Origin of the sequence: Polaribacter haliotis (genome assembly GCF_014784055.1) — a bacterium.
In the GTDB taxonomy this organism is placed as follows: domain Bacteria; phylum Bacteroidota; class Bacteroidia; order Flavobacteriales; family Flavobacteriaceae; genus Polaribacter; species Polaribacter haliotis.
Genome location: NZ_CP061813.1, coordinates 3,433,102 through 3,449,600 on the forward strand (window position 1 = coordinate 3,433,102; position 16,499 = coordinate 3,449,600).

Below are 16,499 nucleotides of genomic sequence, written 5' to 3' on the forward strand. Positions count from 1 at the left end.
CTTTCGTTACTCGCTTTTTATCTCTTTCCAAGAGATAAAAGAGCTCAAACAAGCCACTCAATCAAGGCTAGACTTGTTTGCTAACTTCCGCTAATTCTTTGTGCTTTTTTGCATTTGTAGGAGCTAATTTCGTATATAACAAAATTAAAAATGCAGAAACCGAGAAGTAGAAAAAACCGACTAAATTTCCATAAAAAATGCTTACAATATATCCTTGCAAGCCATAAAAAATCGTGCAGGAAGCATAGTTTAAACTGAATCGAAACGTATCTATAAACTCAATTTCATCAATTTTTTTAGAAGCTTTTTTCCAAATTAAAAAAGGAATAAAACTATTTATAATGATTATATAGAGTAATGGTTTTAAGTAATTCTTTTTAGGATTTTTTTTCTGTGGGAACAATTTATTTTCAATCATTTTATTTACAGCAACCACATTTGTAAAATCTACTTGTGCATTATTTAATTGTTGCAGAGTTTGCTCGTAATTATCATCATCAGGAATGTAAACTGTTAATTTTTTTAATTGCTCAGTAACTTTACCTTTTAAAATATTAATAGATTTTGCAGGAGTATTTGCTTCAAAAATTTCTCTAGTAGGAATTGGTTTTCCATAATTTACACAAACTTTTGCTGGAAAATCAGATATATGTTGGTAGGTAATTCCTACAGGAACTACTTTAATATCTAAATTCGGGTGTTTTTCTAAAGCACCAGAAACAATTCTTGTAAACCCCTTACTTAAAGGTCTTATAGTTCTTTTTTTATCATGACTTCCTTCAGGGAAAATCATTAAAGTTTCTCCTTTCGCCAAAATATGATAGCATTTTTCGAATATTTCTTGATTGTTAGATAGTTGCTTTATACCATCTCTAATTCTATAAATGGGCATTAAATACAAAGATTCTAAAATCTTTTTAACCATAGGATTTTTAAAAGAAGCGGCCCTTACCAAAAAATGATTTTGACGAGAATTTGTAGTCGTTACATATAAAGGATCTACCAATCCATTTGGATGGTTTACAGCAAACAAAACAGCGCCTTTTTTCGGGATGTTTTTTCTACCTAAAACAGTAATTTTTTTAGTGTAGAAAAAGAGTCCGAATTTTATATAAGACCAAACTAGCGTAAACCAAGCTTTCTGAATCATAAGTTTTGCATTTGTTTTACTGGAATCTTATTTTTAGGTTTTCTTCCCCAATAAGTGGCCAAAAGAATTCCTGAAAATACATCCCAAATTCCCCAAAAAGCAGCCAACAAAGCCATGCCACCTAAACCATCAAAAAATCCAAAAATTAATAGCAAACCTAAGCCACCATTCTGAATTCCTGTTTCCATAGAAATAGTTTTGGTGTCTCTTTTATTTAATCCGAAAGATTTTGCAGTAACAAAACCGAGTATAAAAGCAAAAATATTATGGAAAATAACCAAGAAAATTACATGATGAATATGGTTCATAAAAACATCTAAATTCTGAGAAAAAGCAATAAAAATTAATGCGATAAACACCAACATAGACAATGGTTTTAAAACTTTCTCTATTTTATCTGCCATTTCAGCATGGTAATGTTTAATTAGCATTCCAAAGAATAGCGGAATTCCTAAAATTAAAGAAACGAGTTTTAATAAATCTACCCAATTTAATTCGACAGTTTTTAAAATTTCGTTTGTAGGTTCATACATACTACCCCAAAACTGCAAATTAAAAGGTGTCATAAAAATGCAGATTAGTGTTGCAAACGCAGTTAAACTTACGGATAATGCTGCATTTCCACCAGCCATCTTACTAAAAAAATTAGAAACATTTCCTCCAGGACACGCTGCAATCATCATCATTCCTAAAGCAAAACTTGGGTGTGGTTTTATAATTAAAATTGCTAAAAAAGTAAATGCAGGCAACAGAATAAACTGAGATAAAACTCCAACAAAAAGAATTTTCGGATTTTTTAATAACCTTTTAAAATCGTCCACAGAAATTCCCAAAGCCACCCCAAACATAATTATGGCAATAGCAATGTTTAAAACCCATAAACCACTGGAATCGAAGTTTATTTTTATGGAATCTATATCAATTTGGTCTTGCATGTTTTTTTAAGTTTCAAGGTTTCACAGTTTAGATTTATCAACTGCTAAAAAAAAGCCCATTTCGAAATGGCATTTATCTTTTAATATATTATTTCTACTAATTACTCCCAACTCCCAATTTCAAGCTCCCAACTTCAACCTTCCAACTCCCAACTTCAACCTTCCAACTCCCAACTAATTTTTAAACGCGTACTCAATAATATTCGCGCCCATTTTCAAGGCTATATCTCGAACACTTTTAGGATTGTTATGTATAATTTCATCTTCCCAACCATCACTTAAATCGGTTTCGTAATCATAAAAAACAAGTAGTCTACCTTCATAGAAAATACCAAAACCTTGTGCAGGTTTTTTATCATGTTCGTGAATTTTCGGAATTCCGTTCGGAAATTTAAAAGTCTGATTATAAATAGGATGATTGCTAGGGATTTCTTGAAACTCTAATTTTGGAAATACTTTTTTTAGTTCGGCTCTAATAAATTTATCCAAACCATAATTATCGGAAATATGTAAAAAACCACCAGAAATCAAGTAATTTCTTAGGTTTTCGGCTTCATCATCAGAAAAATAAACATTTCCATGACCTGTCATAAAAACCATAGGAAAGTTAAAGATATCTTGACTCCCAACTTCTACTGTTTGCGGAATTTTAGCAATGTTAGTTTTAATGTTTGTATTGGCAAAGTCCACCAAATTAGGAATTGCAGTAGGATTCGAATACCAATCTCCACCACCATTGTATTTTAAAATGGCAACATCTTGCGCATTTATTGTAAAAAATAAAAAAGTAAAAAAGATACTTAGAATCTGCTTCATAAATTATTCTCAATAGAATTTGAAGCAAGATAATAAATTAGAATTTGAGTATTAAAAAACGATGATAAAAATTACTCGTTTATAAACGAAACAATATTTACAGCAACCAAAGCCGCAGTTTCTGTTCTTAACCTACTTTCTCCTAAAGAAATAGGAATGCATTTTTTACCCAACGCTTTTTTAATTTCTTCAGTAGAAAAATCGCCTTCAGGACCAATTAAAATTGTTGTTTTTTCTGAGGGTTTAATAACCGATTTTAATTGATTTTTCTGTTGGTCTTCACAATGTGCAATACAAAGATTACCTTCAAAATCTTGATTGATAAACTCATTAAATTTTATTGGAGCATTCAATTTTGGTAGTGTAAATTTTAAAGATTGCTTCATTGCAGACTGGATAATTTTCTCGAAACGCTCTAGCTTTACAACACGTCTTTCGGAATTGCTACAAATAATTGGTGTAATTTCATCGATACCAATTTCTGTGGCTTTTTCTAAAAACCATTCTGTTCTGTCGTTTAATTTTGTGGGTGCAATTGCAATATGTAAGTAATAAGGCCAAGGTTTTGGTTTTTCTTCGAATGAAATAATTTCGGCAAGACATTTTTTATCACTTGCAACAATAATTTTAGCATCAAAAAGAAAACCCTTTCCGTTTGTTATTTTTAAAACGTCATTTTCTTTTTTACGTAAAACACGAACAATATGTTTACTCTCAATTTTATCGAAAGTAATTTGTTGTGTCTCTGTAGAAATTTCTGAATTATAAAATAGTTGCATGCTGTTTATTCAAAGTTCTTTATTTAAAGTTCAAAGTTAGGAAAATTAGTTTCAAGGTTTCAAGGTTTCAAGGTTGAGATTTCTCTATAAAGTCGAAATGACAATTGTTGAAAAATTTTATTTTAAATTTCCATCTCCCATCTTCCATCTTCCATCTTCCATCTTCCATCTTCCATCTTCCATCTCCCAACTTCGAAGTCCCAACTTAAATACTTTTCCTATAAGTTCTTCTTCGTTTATGAGTTACAGGATCGAAATTCTCCCAAATCTTCTTAATGGCTTCATTGTCTTCTAATTCTGGTGTTCGAATGCAATTTACAATGCCTTTTTTTGCAAAAGTTTTTGTGTATTGATCGAAAATAATCGCGTGAACTCCTTTATTTTGATATTCTGGATCTACACCAATTAAATAGAAAGTAACATCTTTTGCGTTTTTTCTGGCATTTAATAAATGAAACAAACCAAAAGGAAATAATTTTCCTTTTGTTTTTTGCAAAGCTTCAGAAAAAGAAGGCATTACAATCGCAAAAGCTACTAGTTTATTATGTTCATCTACAACAAATTTAATATATTCAGGATTTATAAAACCAATATATTTCTTTTTAAAAAATGCAATCTGTGCATCAGAAATTGGAACGTAGGTAGAGAGTTTAGAATAAGCTTTGTCAAAAACTTTAAACATTTCATCTACATAAGGTAAAATATCTTTTGTTTTTGTAAAATCTAAAGCTTTTAGTTTAAATCGTCTTTTTAAAATATTTGAAATTCTATCAAAATATACGCCATCTACATTTTCGAATTTAAACTTATTTTCTAAATATTCTTTTTCTTTTACAAAACCTAAATGCTCTAAATGATCTTTGTAATAAGGGTGATTGTACCAAGTAATCATAGTTCCTAAATGATCGAAACCTTCTGTTAATACACCAGTTTTATCTAAATTATTAAACCCAATAGGCCCTTCTATATATTCTAATTTATTTTCTAAACCAATTTCTTTTACTTTTTCTAATAAAACTTTGGTTACTTCAATATCGTCAATTACATCAAACCAGCCAAAACGCATTTTTTTAATTTGTTGTTTCTCCACTTCAAACCAATTGATAATAGCTACAACTCTACCTACAATTTTACCATTTCTTAAAGCAATAAAAAATTGTGCATCTGCATTTTCGAAAACAGGATTTTTCTTTGGGTCGAAATTGTCTATTTCGTCTTTAATTATTGGTGGTACCCAATATTTATTATTCTTATAAAGTGAAAAAGGAAATGTAACAAATAGCTTCATTTCCTTTTTATTGGTTATTTTTTTTAGTGTAATCATTTAAAAACCGATTTTAATTATTACCTTTTTTCTTTTCTTGCTTTTTCATTTCCTCTTCCAACTCTTTTATTTCTCTTTCTAATTTTTCGATTTCTGTTTCTTTTTTCTTTGGTTTCGCTTGTTTTTTGCCAAATAAACGAGAGAAAAAACCACCTTCTTTGTTATTAGATTCCGATTTTCTGCTTCTTTTGGGTCTGGTTCTTATACTTTTATCTTTCTTCTTAAAAATATTAAAAAATCTGTTAAAGAAACTATTTTGCTTTTTATTATATCTTGTAATTGGTGTGTCTTTTAATGCTTGTCCATTTTCATCTAGTTCTGTATAGGAATCTTCATGATTATTAATCCTGTAAGAAACTCCTAAACCTGCGTAAAAGCCTTTTGTTCTACCTTCTAAAAGTAATCTCCCAGAAGCATTAATTTGCAAATCTCTACTATAAAGATATGCCAAACCTGTTCCTAAATTTGTGTTTGTTTGGTTTTTTTGAAATACGGTTTGATTCTCAAAAAAAGTAGACCATTGGTCGCTAAAATTTTGAGTTGCAGTAATTATGTAAGAGAATTCAGCAAAATCGCTTCCAATTTTATCATAATATACATTTGTAATTACGTTAAAATCTTTGGTTAAATTATTTTGAAGTAATACACCTACTTTTGGCGTAATTCCACCAGTTTTATAAATATCGTTTACAAAATCTGTATTCATACCTACATAAATTGCAACGGATGGTATAAGTCTTTTCGTGTCGAAAGCATGTCTTTTTCTCCAGCTTCTAACTTCTTTACTTTTATCTTCATATTCTTGTTGATACAACAAATATTTTGCTCCAATCGTCATTTTCCCAAAACCAGAAGTAAAATAATGAGATGTAAAAATATTTTTAAAAGCAACTTTATCATTTTGATACGAAAATTGGGTATTTAATTCTAATCTTTCAAGAAAAAAACTAGTTCTAAAAAGCACATCAATCCCAAAAGATTGTGGTCTAGAAAAAGTGCGTTCGATACTTGTGTTTCTATAGAATAAATTACTTTCGAATTGGTAAACACCAGTTCCTACACTATAAGGACTCTCAGAAAAACCAGGTTTGTTGGAATTTATAACATCTGTATATTGTGCATAAAACGAATGAAAACCAACCAAGAAAAATAATAAAAAAAGAGTTTTTTGGTTAGAGTTCATATAAGATGTAAAAGGTTTACAATTCGTTTTTGGCATACAACACAAACATAGAACAAAATTGCTATTTTTAAAAAGCTTTACCTACTTTTTTAGGTTTGTGAAAGTTTTATAAGTAGTTAACGTGTCAATTGTACTCAAATTGTTATTTTTGATTGATTTTTTAAATAATAATTTTAAATGGGTTTACTTAAAACACTCCTTATTATACTTGCTTTTTACTACGGATTTAAATTCTTAGCAAGACTTTTTGCACCTGTATTAATTAAGAAAGCTGCAGAAACTATGCAGAAAAAAGCAGAAGAACAGTTTCGAACTAAACAACAAAAAGAGGTTGTAAGAGAGGGAGAAACGATAATTGACAAAAAACCAATTAAGAACCAACAAAGTAAAGATTCTGTTGGCGAATATGTAGATTTTGAAGAAATAGAATAATATGAAATTGAACAAATTTTTGCCATATCTAATAGCAATCGTCATTTTTATATTGGCATCTATTATTTATTTTCATCCTGTTTTAAAAGGCGAGAAGTTAAATCAATCCGACATTACTCAGTTTCGAGGAATGGTAAAAGATATAAACGATTTTCGTGCAGAAACCAATACAGAACCTTATTGGACTGGTTCTTCCTTTAGTGGAATGCCTTCCTATTCTGTAAGTGCTTATTATCCGAATGATTTTGTAAGAAGTTTAGACAAAGTTCTTCGTTTTTTACCAAGACCAGCAGATTATACTTTCCTTTATTTTTTAAGCTTTTTTGTTTTAATGATGGCTTTAAAAGTCGATTGGCGATTGGCAATTTTAGGGTCTCTTGCTTTTGGGTTTTCTACTTATTTGATTATTATTTTTGGAGCTGGCCATAATGCAAAAGCACATGCAATCGCTTATATGCCTTTGGTTTTGGCAGGTATTATATGGGTTTTTCAAAAAAGATATGTACTTGGTTTTGTTGTTACAGGTTTAGCAATGGCGTTAGAAATTTATGCAAATCATATACAAATGACCTATTATTTAGGATTCTCGATACTAATTTTAGGGATTGTAGAACTTGTAAATGCATTAAAAGAAAAAAGGTTGTCTCCATTTATAAAACAAGCAGCTGTAATTCTTGCAGCAGTTGTTTTAGGAATTGGAGCAAATGCGCCTCGTTTAATGGCAATGAAAGAATATTCTGATGCAAGTACCAGAGGAAAATCGGAATTAACAATTGCAGTAGATGGAAGTAAAAAAGAGGCTACTAAAGGTTTAGATAAGGCATATATAACACAATATAGTTACTCTAAATTAGAAACTTTTAGTTTATTTATACCACGTTTTATGGGTGGAGGAACTGTAGAAAAATTAGGGGAGAATTCTAATTTTTATCAATTAATTGAAGCTAAAGCAGGTAAAAAAGTTGCAGACGATTATTCTGAGCAAGTGTTAACATATTGGGGAGATCAGCCGATTTTAGAGGCACCAGCATATATTGGAGCGATTATATTCTTTCTCTTTTTCCTAGGGATTTTCTTATTAAAAGGAAGATTAAAACAATGGTTGGTTGCAGCAACAATATTTTCAATAATCTTAAGTTGGGGAAGAAATTTCGATATTGTTACGAATTTCTTTATCGATTATGTACCACTTTATAATAAATTTAGAGCAGTCTCTTCCATACAAGTTATTGCAGAATTGTGTGTTCCTTTATTAGGAATCTTAGCATTAAAAGAATTTTTCTCATCAAAAGTTACATCAGAAGAAAAACTAAATGCATTAAAAAAAGCGATGTATGTTTTTGGAGGGTTAATAATTACAGGATTTATTTTGGCTCATATGTTTTCGACTTTCGAAGGTTTAAGAGATAGCAATTACGATAGTTTAGAAGGATTAAAAGATGCAATTATTGCAGATAGAAAATCGATGCTTCTAATGGATTCTTTACGTTCTTTAATTTTAGTTGGTCTCTCAACAGGAATACTTTGGATGTTTTTAAAAGGAAAATTAAAACAAAATTTTGCTATTTTAGGGTTGTTAGTTTTGGTTATTTTCGATTTAATTTCCATAGACAAGAAATATGTAAATGAAGAAGATTTTAAACAAGCAAGAAAAATTGAAAAACCATTTGTAGCTTCAGAAGCAGATAAATTAATTAACCAAGATAAAACCAATTATAGGGTAGCGAATTTTGCTACAGATCCTATGAATGATGGAACTACCTCTTATTTTCATAATTCTATTGGAGGTTATCACGCGGCAAAAATGATGCGTTACCAAGAATTATTCGATTACCAAATCGCGAAAAATAACATGGAGGTTTTAAACATGTTAAATACGAAGTATTTTATTATTCCAGATGATAAAGGAAATGTTCAAGCACAGCAAAACCAAGATGCAAATGGAAATGTTTGGTTTGTAAATTCCATTATTCCAGTAGAAACTGCAAATGCAGAAATAAAAGCGTTGGATAGTTTAAATACAAAAGAAGAAACAGTAATTCGAAATGAAGATTTTGGGAAAATTCAATTTAACAAATCTTTAGAAAGAGATTCTACAGCAGTTATAAAACTAACAAATTATAAGGTAAACGAGTTGACTTATGAATCTAAAACAACAAAAGAACAGTTTGCTGTATTTTCTGAAATTTATTACGAAAATGGTTGGAATGCATATATAGATGGTGTTTTAATGCCACATTTTAGAGTAAATTACGTGCTAAGAGGAATGGTAATTCCAGCAGGAGAACATAAAATTATATTCAAATTTGAACCGAAAGTAATCCAGCAAGGAAAAATACTTTCGCTTTCTTCTTATGGATTGTTGTTTTTAATAACCATTGGATGGTGTTTTTATGAAGAGAAAAAGAAAAAGAAATCATGAGAATTGGAATGATTTTAGATGCTCCATTTCCACCAGATCCAAGGGTTGAAAATGAAGCAGTTTCTTTAGTTAATTCCGGACACGAAGTTTTTTTATTCTGCTTAAAATATGATAATGAAAAGGATTCCGAAATTATAAACGGAATTCAAATAAGAAGATTTTCTTCCAATAAATTAGAATATAAATTGTCTGCTTTGGCATATACAATTCCAGTGTATTCTATGTTGATGAAAGCTAAAATCGATACATTCATTCAGCAAAACAAGATTGAAGCTTTGCATATTCATGATATTAGAGTTGCAGAAGCAGTATTTAAATTGAACAAAAAATACAATCTTCCAGTTGTTTTAGATTTGCATGATAATATGCCAGAGGTTATGAAATTGTATCCTCATTTGCAGAAATTCCCAGGAAAGTATATTATATCACCTAAAAAATGGAAAAAAAAGGAGGAAGAATTTATTCATAAAGCAGATAAAGTAATTTCTGTTTCTCCAGAATTTTTAGAAACTTTAAAAACTAGAATTCCTTCTTGTGAAAACAAGTTGGTTTTAGTGCCAAATACCATTAGAAAAACGTTTTTTGAAAATTATACACTTAACCATAAAATTGTAGAGAAATATAAAAACGATTTTGTATTGCTTTATTTAGGAGATACACATTTAAGAAGAGGTTTGCAGACTGCAATTAGTGCAGTAAATATTTTAAAAAACTCAATTCCGAATATTAAGCTAGTTATTGTTGGTAAAAACACAACAGACATTATTTTAATGAAGCAAGTAAAAGAGTTGGAATTGGAAAGTTTTGTCGATTTTGAAGGTTGGCAAGATGTTTCGTTATTTCAATCTTACATAATTGCTAGTGCAGTTTGTATTTCTCCTTTGCACAGAAATTTACAACACGATGTTGCATATGCAAATAAAATATTCCAATATATGAGCTTAGGGAAACCTTTGTTAGTTAGCGATGCAATTGCTCAAAAAAGACTCATTGAAAAAGCGAATACTGGTTTGGTTCATACAGAAAAAGATATCGAAGATTTTTCGAATAAAGTTTTACAATTATATAATGATAAAAAATTGAGAGAAACTTTAGGTAAAAACGGAGAAGCATTTATTAAAAATGAATTTTGCTGGGAACAAACCTCCAAAAAACTAATCGATTTATACGCAAATTTAAAAAATTGAAAGTCTTAATAATTACATATTATTGGCCTCCAGCAGGTGGTTCAGGCGTTCAACGTTGGTTAAAGTTTGTAAAATATTTACAGGATTTTGGTATTGAACCTATTGTATATACTGTTAAAGATGAAAACTATCCAAAAGAAGATAGTTCGCTAGTTAAAGAAGTTCCTAAAGGAATTACAGTTTTACAACAACCAATTTGGAATCCACAAAATGTATTATTTTGGAAGAAGAAAAACAAGGGAAATAAAGGTGTTTCGAATTTGGGTAATAATAAAATATTATCTTTTTTAAGAGGAAATATTTTTATTCCAGATCCGAAAATATTTTGGGTAAAACCTTCAGTTAAATTTCTTCAAAAGTACCTTTTAGAAAATAAAGTTGATGTGATTATTTCTACAGGACCACCTCATAGCATGCATTTAATCGCGCAGAAATTACATCAAAATAATAATATAAAATGGATTGCAGATTTTAGAGATCCTTGGACAGATTTGTATTATACAAAAGATTTTAAACAAGGTAAATTTGCTAAGAACAAAAATAAAAAGTTAGAAGAATCTGTTTTAAAAAATGCAGATTGTGTTTTAACTGTAAGTAAATCCTTAAAAAAAGAATTTGTAAAAACCGCTTTGAATGTTCAAGTAATTACAAATGGTTTTGATGATGAGGTTTTAGAAAATACTACTGTAGTTTTAGATAAAAAATTCACGATTTCTTATATTGGTCTGTTGCCAAAACAGAGTAATCCTAAATTATTGTTTAAAGTCTTGCGAAATTTATTGGAAGAAAACCAAGATTTAAAAAACGATTTGCAATTAAACTTTACTGGAGATATTGCAGATGAAGTAAAGCAAGAAATAGCAAAGAACAATTTAGTAGAATATTCGAATTTTGAAAGTTATGTTTCTCATGAGAAAGCGATTTCTCATCAGAAAAAATCTCAGGTGTTGTTATTGTTAATACCGAATGTAGCTAAAAGTGAAGGGATTTTAACCGGAAAATTATTTGAGTATTTAACAGCAAAACGACCTATCTTAGCAATGGCTAACAAAAATGGAGATTTAGCAGAAATACTAAGCGAAACAAATGCTGGAGTTGTTATAGATTATAATAATGAAGAAAAACTAAATTCAGAAATTTTAAGATTATACAACGAATATAAAAATGGAAGTTTAGCAGTAAATACGAAGAATATCGAACAATATCATCGTAAAGAATTAACAAAGAAATTAGCAGAAATCATTAAAAAAATAAACACATAAATGGGCATTGTTCTAAAACAATCTTTTAGAAATACGATTATAATTTACGCAGCTTTTTTGGTTGGAGGAATTAATACCATTGTTTTTTATCCCAGAATTTTAAAGTCAGAATTTTATGGAATGGTTACATTCTTGCTTTCTGCATCAAATCTAATAATGCCTTTAGCTGCTTTTGGAATTCAATATACAATTGTAAAATTTTATTCTTCCTACGAAACTAAAGAACAAAAAGACAGGTTTTTATCTTCTGTTCTGTTTTTACCTTTATTAATTTCTTTGCCTTTAGGTTTCTTTTGGGACAATGTTCACGACTGGATTATGAGTGAGGTAACTGAAGAAAATCAAGTTATAGTAAGTTATACGTTTGCAATTTATTTAGTAGCTATTTCTTGTGCTTATTTCGAGCTTTTTTATTCTTGGACGAAAGTACATTTGCAAACTGTTTTTGGGAATATTTTAAAAGAATTGTGGAATAGAGTAGTAGTTATGATACTGCTTTTAGCGGTTTTTTTCGGGTTTATATCAAAATCGGACTTTATTTGGTATTTAACTTTTGCTTATGTTTTAAGAGCTTTAGTAATGATGTGTTATGCTTTTTATATGTATTTGCCAAAAATCACTTTAAAATTACCAGACAACTTTGGTGAAGTAATAAGATATTCATTATACATTATTTTGGCAGGAAGTGCTGGTGCAATTTTATTGGATATCGATAAAATTATGATACCTGGAAAAGATACAATTGAGAAAGCTGCTTATTATTCTGTGGCAGTTTTTATTGGTTCTTTTATAGAGGCGCCAAGTAGAGCAATGACGCAAATTTTGCAACCATTAACCTCTAAATCTCTAAACGAATTTAATACAGTAGAAGTAGAAAATTTATACAAGAAAAGCTCCATCAATCTTTTTTTAGTAGGTGGTTTGTTCTTTATTTTGGTAAATTGTGGGGTACATGAACTTTTTAAATTGATGCCAGAAAAAGGATATCAAGGTGGAGAATTGGTGGTTTTAATGATTTCTTTGGCAAAATTATATACTATGTTTTTAGGAAGTAATGGAGCTATTATTAACAACTCTAAATTCTATAAAGTTGCTTTGCCAATTGCTTTGGGAATGTCTATAACTGTGTATTTTTTAAATAACCTATTCTATTTTAATTTAGAATTTGGTACAGATGGGTTGGCATTAGCAACACTATTAACAATTGTTTTATTTAATACAGTAAAGCTATGGTTTGTGCATAAGAAATTCGGAATTACACCTTTTACGCCAAAGTCCTTAAAGATGTTTGCGATAATTGTAGTATTATTCTGTCTCTTTTATTTTTGGAATTTCCCACTTCCTGAAATTGAAATTGCTAATTTTTCTATTTCTCCAATTATCAACATTATTCTAAAAAGTATTTTAATTACTGTTATTTATTTATATATAATTTTTAAATTAAATATCTCTAACGAATTTGATATTTTATTACAAAAATTCTACAAAAGACAATCTAAATAGTCTGCAAACATATGTAGTAGTAAGGCAAAAGCAAGTATTCTTGTTTTCTTAAAAAATGTACCTAAAAAGTAAAATGCGATGGCAATATAAGAATGTAATGGATGGAAGTTAATGCTACATCTAAACTCTTCAAAAATTGGTGTTGCTAGTAAATGGTCTAAATCTACCAACATGCTCGCTAAAAAAATTAGATAAACGAATCTCCATTTTTTTCTATAAAAGAATAACGCAATAAATAAAGGCACAAGAAAGTGCAAACTGTAATGTATTAAGATTTTTAGAGTCATTATTGTTAAAAAAAAAAGACTTATTTTTAAAATAAGTCTTTCATATTAATAGTAAGTATTAGTATTTTGGGGAATATAATGTTTATAACAAATTTAAAGTAAATTTATCTAATTAGAATTAACCTATGTTTAAAGATTAAATTATTTTGAATACATTTCTTTACGAATTCTACTTAATTGCACAGGAGTAATGTTTAAATAAGAAGCTATGTGATAAAGAGGTATTTTATTCTCGATATCTGGAATCCTTTTTTTTAGTTTAATATACCTTTGTGTGGCATTTAAAACAGAAAGATTATATACCTTAGATTCTAATTCTAAAAAAACCACTTCTAAAACTTTAACGTACAAGTTAGATATTAAAGGGTCTCTTTTCGTTAATTTTTTAAACTCCTTAAAATTGATGCAATAAATTGTACAATCAGTCAGGCAATCGTAACTGAATCTAGAAGGTTTGTCTAAAATTAAAGCACCTAATGCGCCTACAGCTCTAATTGGAGTGAAAAAGTTTCTAATGTATTCTTTTCCTTTTTCGTCTGTGTAGTAAGAACGAGCAATACCAGATTCTAATATGTAAATATATTCAGGAATTTCTCCTGCTCTAGAAAATGTATCTTTTTTCTTTAAAGTTTTTTTTGATATAAGTGATACTAAATCTTTCTTAGAGTTCGCTGGTAAAGGACCAAATGATTCTATAATCTTAAATACGGCTTTCATAAAACATGCTTATTCGTTTTTTAGGATTTTGTAAACGAATAAGAAAATGCAATCTACTGATTTTTTTTTATAAATACGATATAGAATTTGGACCCTCCATAAAAAGTAAATCTAAAATGGAGAGGTTTGGAAGAAAACCATGTTTATCGTCAAACATTTGTATATAGTTATCTACCAATTTTTTTGGCTGTTTTTTTACTTCGGCTAAATGTCTAAAGTCTTGTTGTTTAGAATCTAAAATAAAAAATTTTGTTTTAATAAAATTAATATCTAATTGAAGTGCATCTGCCACAAATAAGAAAGAATCGATATTTATATCTTGTAAAAATTTATATTTTTTTTCGAAAATAATTGCAAGATCGTCTTCGAAAAAATCAAAAAAAGGAGAAGTTCTATAGGCAATTTGTAGAGATTTAAAATGTTGGTCTTGCCATGGAAAATCATTTTCCACTAAAGTGTCTTTCGTTTTTTTTCTTCCGTCCGTAATTTTATGTTTTACAGGAATACTTAAAAGCTGCTTTCCATTGCTATTATATATGTAGCACCTGTTTCTATAGCTCTGTTTTTGAAAATTATCTTCCATTTCGAAAGTAACAGTATCCTTTTTAACAATTTCGGAAAATTGAGATATAGGAGAGAAGTAAGTGGGTATAAATATAGACATCTAAATTTAGATTGTAGTATTCAATTTCAGTTTTCAGTATTTTGGAACTGAATACTATAACTGAATACTGAAAACTATTTTAAGCTTTCTTTTTCTTTCCTTTGTAGAAACTATAACCTATATACAAAGCAATTAAACCAAAAACTATATATCTGTAAGAAACAGGTTCTCCATCTCCACCAACTGTGGTAAACATTCTATCCCATCTTATAGATTTAAATTTTGCACCAAAAGTGGGTGCATTTGCATCCCAGCTAAACCAAATCATAACAGGTTTCCCTAAAACATGATCAAAAGGAACATAACCCCAATAACGAGCATCCAGAGAATTATGTCTGTTGTCTCCCATTAACCAGTAGTAGTCTTGCTTAAAAGTATAAGAATCGGCTTTTTCTCCATTAATATAAATAGCATCTCCTACTGAAGATATATTATTATTTTCGTAATTTTTAATTATTTGCTCATAAAAAGGCAAAGATTCTGCATCAATTTTTACAGTTGCTCCTTTTTTAGGAATGTAAATTGGTCCAAAGTTATCTTGACTCCAACCTAATTTTTTTACATGAGGAAAGATAGCATTATCTGCTCCGTAATTTATCTTTTTTAAAGAGACTGTTGTAGGTAATTTTCTGAGTTCCTCAACTTCATCATCAGTTAGGTTAATGTTTATTTTATTAGCTACATTTGTCATTTTAAGACGACTTGCCAAGTTTTGAGAAACTCCTCCAGCAACTTCAGTATATAAAGAATCGGAACCAATTTTTGTTAAATTCGCTCCTTTTTCGAAAGCTTCTTGCACTCTTTTATCATTCCAATATTCATTAGAAATTTTATAAACGTTTGTTCTTTCTTTATCAATTAAAAATTTAGGAAAGTTATTTCTACTTATTGCAGATTTTGCTTCATACGTATAATAAAACTGAATTTTCGCTCTGTAAGGAAGTTCGTTTTTCTTTCCGTTAATATACACATAACCATCTTTTAATTCTAAAGAATCTCCAGCAATACCAACACAACGTTTTACGTAGTTTGTTCTTTTATCAACAGGTTTGTAGGTGTATTTCCCAGAATTATCACCCCACATTGTTTTTAAAGAATCTGCTGGCCAATTGAAACAAACAATATCGTTGTTTTTAATTTTTTGAAGTCCAGGTAATCTTGTATAAGGTAATTGTGGTCTTTTAAGGTAAGATGCAGACCCTGTAAATGGCAAAGAATCGTGTACCATTGGTGCCGCAATAACTGTAGAAGGAACTCTTGCTCCATAATGAAATTTACTTACAAACAAATAATCTCCTACCAACAAAGATTTTTCTAAAGAAGAAGTTGGTATTGTAAAAGGTTGCATAAAATAGGTGTGCACTAAAGTTGCAGCAATAATTGCAAAAGTAATAGAGCTTACCCATTCACCAAGTTCAGAGCGTGGTTTTAAACTTCTTTCTGTATTATAAGTTGCATCTGTTCCATAATTGATATAAAAAATATACAATCCAAGTGTTACAATTACTAAAAATGAATCTAGTTTTTTGTAAAAACCGAAAGTTCGAATAGTTTCAATCCAAATTACTGGAAACATTAATAAGTTAACTATAGGAATAAACAACAAGATAATCCACCATTTTGGGCGGTTGATTATGCTCATTAAAACAATTCCGTTATAAATAGGAATTGCTGCTTCCCAGGCTTTTCTACCTGCTTTTACATATAGTTTCCAAGTTCCTAAGAAGTGGATTACTTGAATTACTAAAAAAAAGATAAACCATTCAATAAATGTCATAATTCTTATTTTATTTTTAATCGAGTTATATAATCCCGAAAATAATCAGTTTTCTAATTAG

15 protein-coding genes are annotated in these 16,499 nt (G+C 29.3%); 5 read left to right on the top strand and 10 right to left on the bottom strand.

Going from position 1 to position 16,499, the window contains the following annotated elements; translation table 11 throughout:
* Positions 1-67: 67 nt before the first annotated feature.
* The 6 genes from H9I45_RS14680 to H9I45_RS14705 all read right to left on the bottom strand — a co-directional run bounded on the left by H9I45_RS14680 (position 68) and on the right by H9I45_RS14705 (position 6,187).
* Positions 68-1,150: a lysophospholipid acyltransferase family protein gene (locus H9I45_RS14680; protein WP_088354376.1), complete on the bottom strand. Its 1,083-nt coding sequence runs from the start codon at positions 1,148-1,150 to the stop codon at positions 68-70.
* Positions 1,147-2,085 (bottom strand): bile acid:sodium symporter family protein, encoded by a 939-nt coding sequence (locus H9I45_RS14685; RefSeq protein ID WP_088354375.1) that lies wholly within the window; start codon positions 2,083-2,085, stop codon positions 1,147-1,149. The genes H9I45_RS14680 and H9I45_RS14685 overlap by 4 nt, the downstream gene beginning before the upstream one ends.
* Before the next feature lie 174 nt (positions 2,086-2,259).
* Positions 2,260-2,901: a DUF4159 domain-containing protein gene (locus H9I45_RS14690; protein ID WP_088354374.1), complete on the bottom strand. Its 642-nt coding sequence runs from the start codon at positions 2,899-2,901 to the stop codon at positions 2,260-2,262.
* 71 nt (positions 2,902-2,972) lie between these two features.
* Positions 2,973-3,680 carry a 16S rRNA (uracil(1498)-N(3))-methyltransferase gene (locus tag H9I45_RS14695; RefSeq protein ID WP_088354373.1) on the bottom strand — a complete coding sequence of 236 codons (708 nt, stop codon included), beginning with the start codon at positions 3,678-3,680 and terminating at the stop codon, positions 2,973-2,975.
* A 205-nt stretch (positions 3,681-3,885) separates the two neighbouring features.
* Positions 3,886-5,004, bottom strand: coding sequence for a GTP cyclohydrolase (locus H9I45_RS14700; protein ID WP_088354372.1), 1,119 nt, complete (start codon positions 5,002-5,004; stop codon positions 3,886-3,888).
* Between the two features lie 13 nt (positions 5,005-5,017).
* Positions 5,018-6,187, bottom strand: coding sequence for a transporter (locus H9I45_RS14705; RefSeq protein ID WP_088354544.1), 1,170 nt, complete (start codon positions 6,185-6,187; stop codon positions 5,018-5,020).
* 177 nt (positions 6,188-6,364) lie between these two features.
* Between H9I45_RS14705 and H9I45_RS14710 the strand changes: the two genes are divergently transcribed.
* From H9I45_RS14710 to H9I45_RS14730, 5 genes are read left to right on the top strand one after another with little or no spacing between them, the layout of a single operon-like run.
* Positions 6,365-6,619 carry a DUF4834 family protein gene (locus H9I45_RS14710; RefSeq protein ID WP_088354371.1) on the top strand — a complete coding sequence of 85 codons (255 nt, stop codon included), beginning with the start codon at positions 6,365-6,367 and terminating at the stop codon, positions 6,617-6,619.
* Between the two features lies 1 nt (position 6,620).
* Entirely contained in the window at positions 6,621-9,041 is a 2,421-nt protein-coding gene (locus H9I45_RS14715; protein WP_088354370.1) for a YfhO family protein, read from the top strand.
* On the top strand, positions 9,038-10,228 hold the full coding sequence (locus H9I45_RS14720; RefSeq protein WP_088354369.1) for a glycosyltransferase family 4 protein: 1,191 nt from the start codon (positions 9,038-9,040) through the stop codon (positions 10,226-10,228). The genes H9I45_RS14715 and H9I45_RS14720 overlap by 4 nt, the downstream gene beginning before the upstream one ends.
* On the top strand, positions 10,225-11,490 hold the full coding sequence (locus H9I45_RS14725; protein WP_088354368.1) for a glycosyltransferase family 4 protein: 1,266 nt from the start codon (positions 10,225-10,227) through the stop codon (positions 11,488-11,490). Before H9I45_RS14720 ends, H9I45_RS14725 begins: the two co-directional genes overlap by 4 nt.
* Entirely contained in the window at positions 11,491-12,993 is a 1,503-nt protein-coding gene (locus H9I45_RS14730) for a lipopolysaccharide biosynthesis protein (RefSeq protein WP_088354367.1), read from the top strand. It abuts the gene before it with no gap.
* On the opposite strand, the gene H9I45_RS16360 is transcribed toward H9I45_RS14730, so the two are convergent.
* From H9I45_RS16360 to lepB, 4 genes are all read right to left on the bottom strand, one after another.
* Entirely contained in the window at positions 12,972-13,280 is a 309-nt protein-coding gene (locus tag H9I45_RS16360; protein ID WP_088354366.1) for a DUF6122 family protein, read from the bottom strand. The genes H9I45_RS14730 and H9I45_RS16360 overlap by 22 nt on opposite strands.
* Before the next feature lie 141 nt (positions 13,281-13,421).
* Positions 13,422-13,997: a Crp/Fnr family transcriptional regulator gene (locus H9I45_RS14735; RefSeq protein WP_088354365.1), complete on the bottom strand. Its 576-nt coding sequence runs from the start codon at positions 13,995-13,997 to the stop codon at positions 13,422-13,424.
* Between the two features lie 67 nt (positions 13,998-14,064).
* Positions 14,065-14,661, bottom strand: coding sequence for a WbqC family protein (locus H9I45_RS14740; RefSeq protein WP_088354364.1), 597 nt, complete (start codon positions 14,659-14,661; stop codon positions 14,065-14,067).
* Between the two features lie 79 nt (positions 14,662-14,740).
* Positions 14,741-16,438, bottom strand: coding sequence for a signal peptidase I (gene lepB, locus H9I45_RS14745; RefSeq protein ID WP_088354363.1), 1,698 nt, complete (start codon positions 16,436-16,438; stop codon positions 14,741-14,743).
* Between the last annotated feature and the right edge of the window lie 61 nt (positions 16,439-16,499).

Bases quoted from the DNA above. Each gene is read 5' to 3' on its own strand.
- H9I45_RS14680 (WP_088354376.1), bottom strand. From the start codon at position 1,150: ATGATTCAGAAAGCTTGGTTTACGCTAGTTTGGTCTTATATAAAATTC.
- H9I45_RS14685 (WP_088354375.1), bottom strand. From the start codon at position 2,085: ATGCAAGACCAAATTGATATAGATTCCATAAAAATAAACTTCGATTCC.
- H9I45_RS14690 (WP_088354374.1), bottom strand. From the start codon at position 2,901: ATGAAGCAGATTCTAAGTATCTTTTTTACTTTTTTATTTTTTACAATA.
- H9I45_RS14695 (WP_088354373.1), bottom strand. From the start codon at position 3,680: ATGCAACTATTTTATAATTCAGAAATTTCTACAGAGACACAACAAATT.
- H9I45_RS14700 (WP_088354372.1), bottom strand. From the start codon at position 5,004: ATGATTACACTAAAAAAAATAACCAATAAAAAGGAAATGAAGCTATTT.
- H9I45_RS14705 (WP_088354544.1), bottom strand. From the start codon at position 6,187: ATGAACTCTAACCAAAAAACTCTTTTTTTATTATTTTTCTTGGTTGGT.
- H9I45_RS14710 (WP_088354371.1), top strand. From the start codon at position 6,365: ATGGGTTTACTTAAAACACTCCTTATTATACTTGCTTTTTACTACGGA.
- H9I45_RS14715 (WP_088354370.1), top strand. From the start codon at position 6,621: ATGAAATTGAACAAATTTTTGCCATATCTAATAGCAATCGTCATTTTT.
- H9I45_RS14720 (WP_088354369.1), top strand. From the start codon at position 9,038: ATGAGAATTGGAATGATTTTAGATGCTCCATTTCCACCAGATCCAAGG.
- H9I45_RS14730 (WP_088354367.1), top strand. From the start codon at position 11,491: ATGGGCATTGTTCTAAAACAATCTTTTAGAAATACGATTATAATTTAC.
- H9I45_RS16360 (WP_088354366.1), bottom strand. From the start codon at position 13,280: ATGACTCTAAAAATCTTAATACATTACAGTTTGCACTTTCTTGTGCCT.
- H9I45_RS14735 (WP_088354365.1), bottom strand. From the start codon at position 13,997: ATGAAAGCCGTATTTAAGATTATAGAATCATTTGGTCCTTTACCAGCG.
- H9I45_RS14740 (WP_088354364.1), bottom strand. From the start codon at position 14,661: ATGTCTATATTTATACCCACTTACTTCTCTCCTATATCTCAATTTTCC.
- lepB (WP_088354363.1), bottom strand. From the start codon at position 16,438: ATGACATTTATTGAATGGTTTATCTTTTTTTTAGTAATTCAAGTAATC.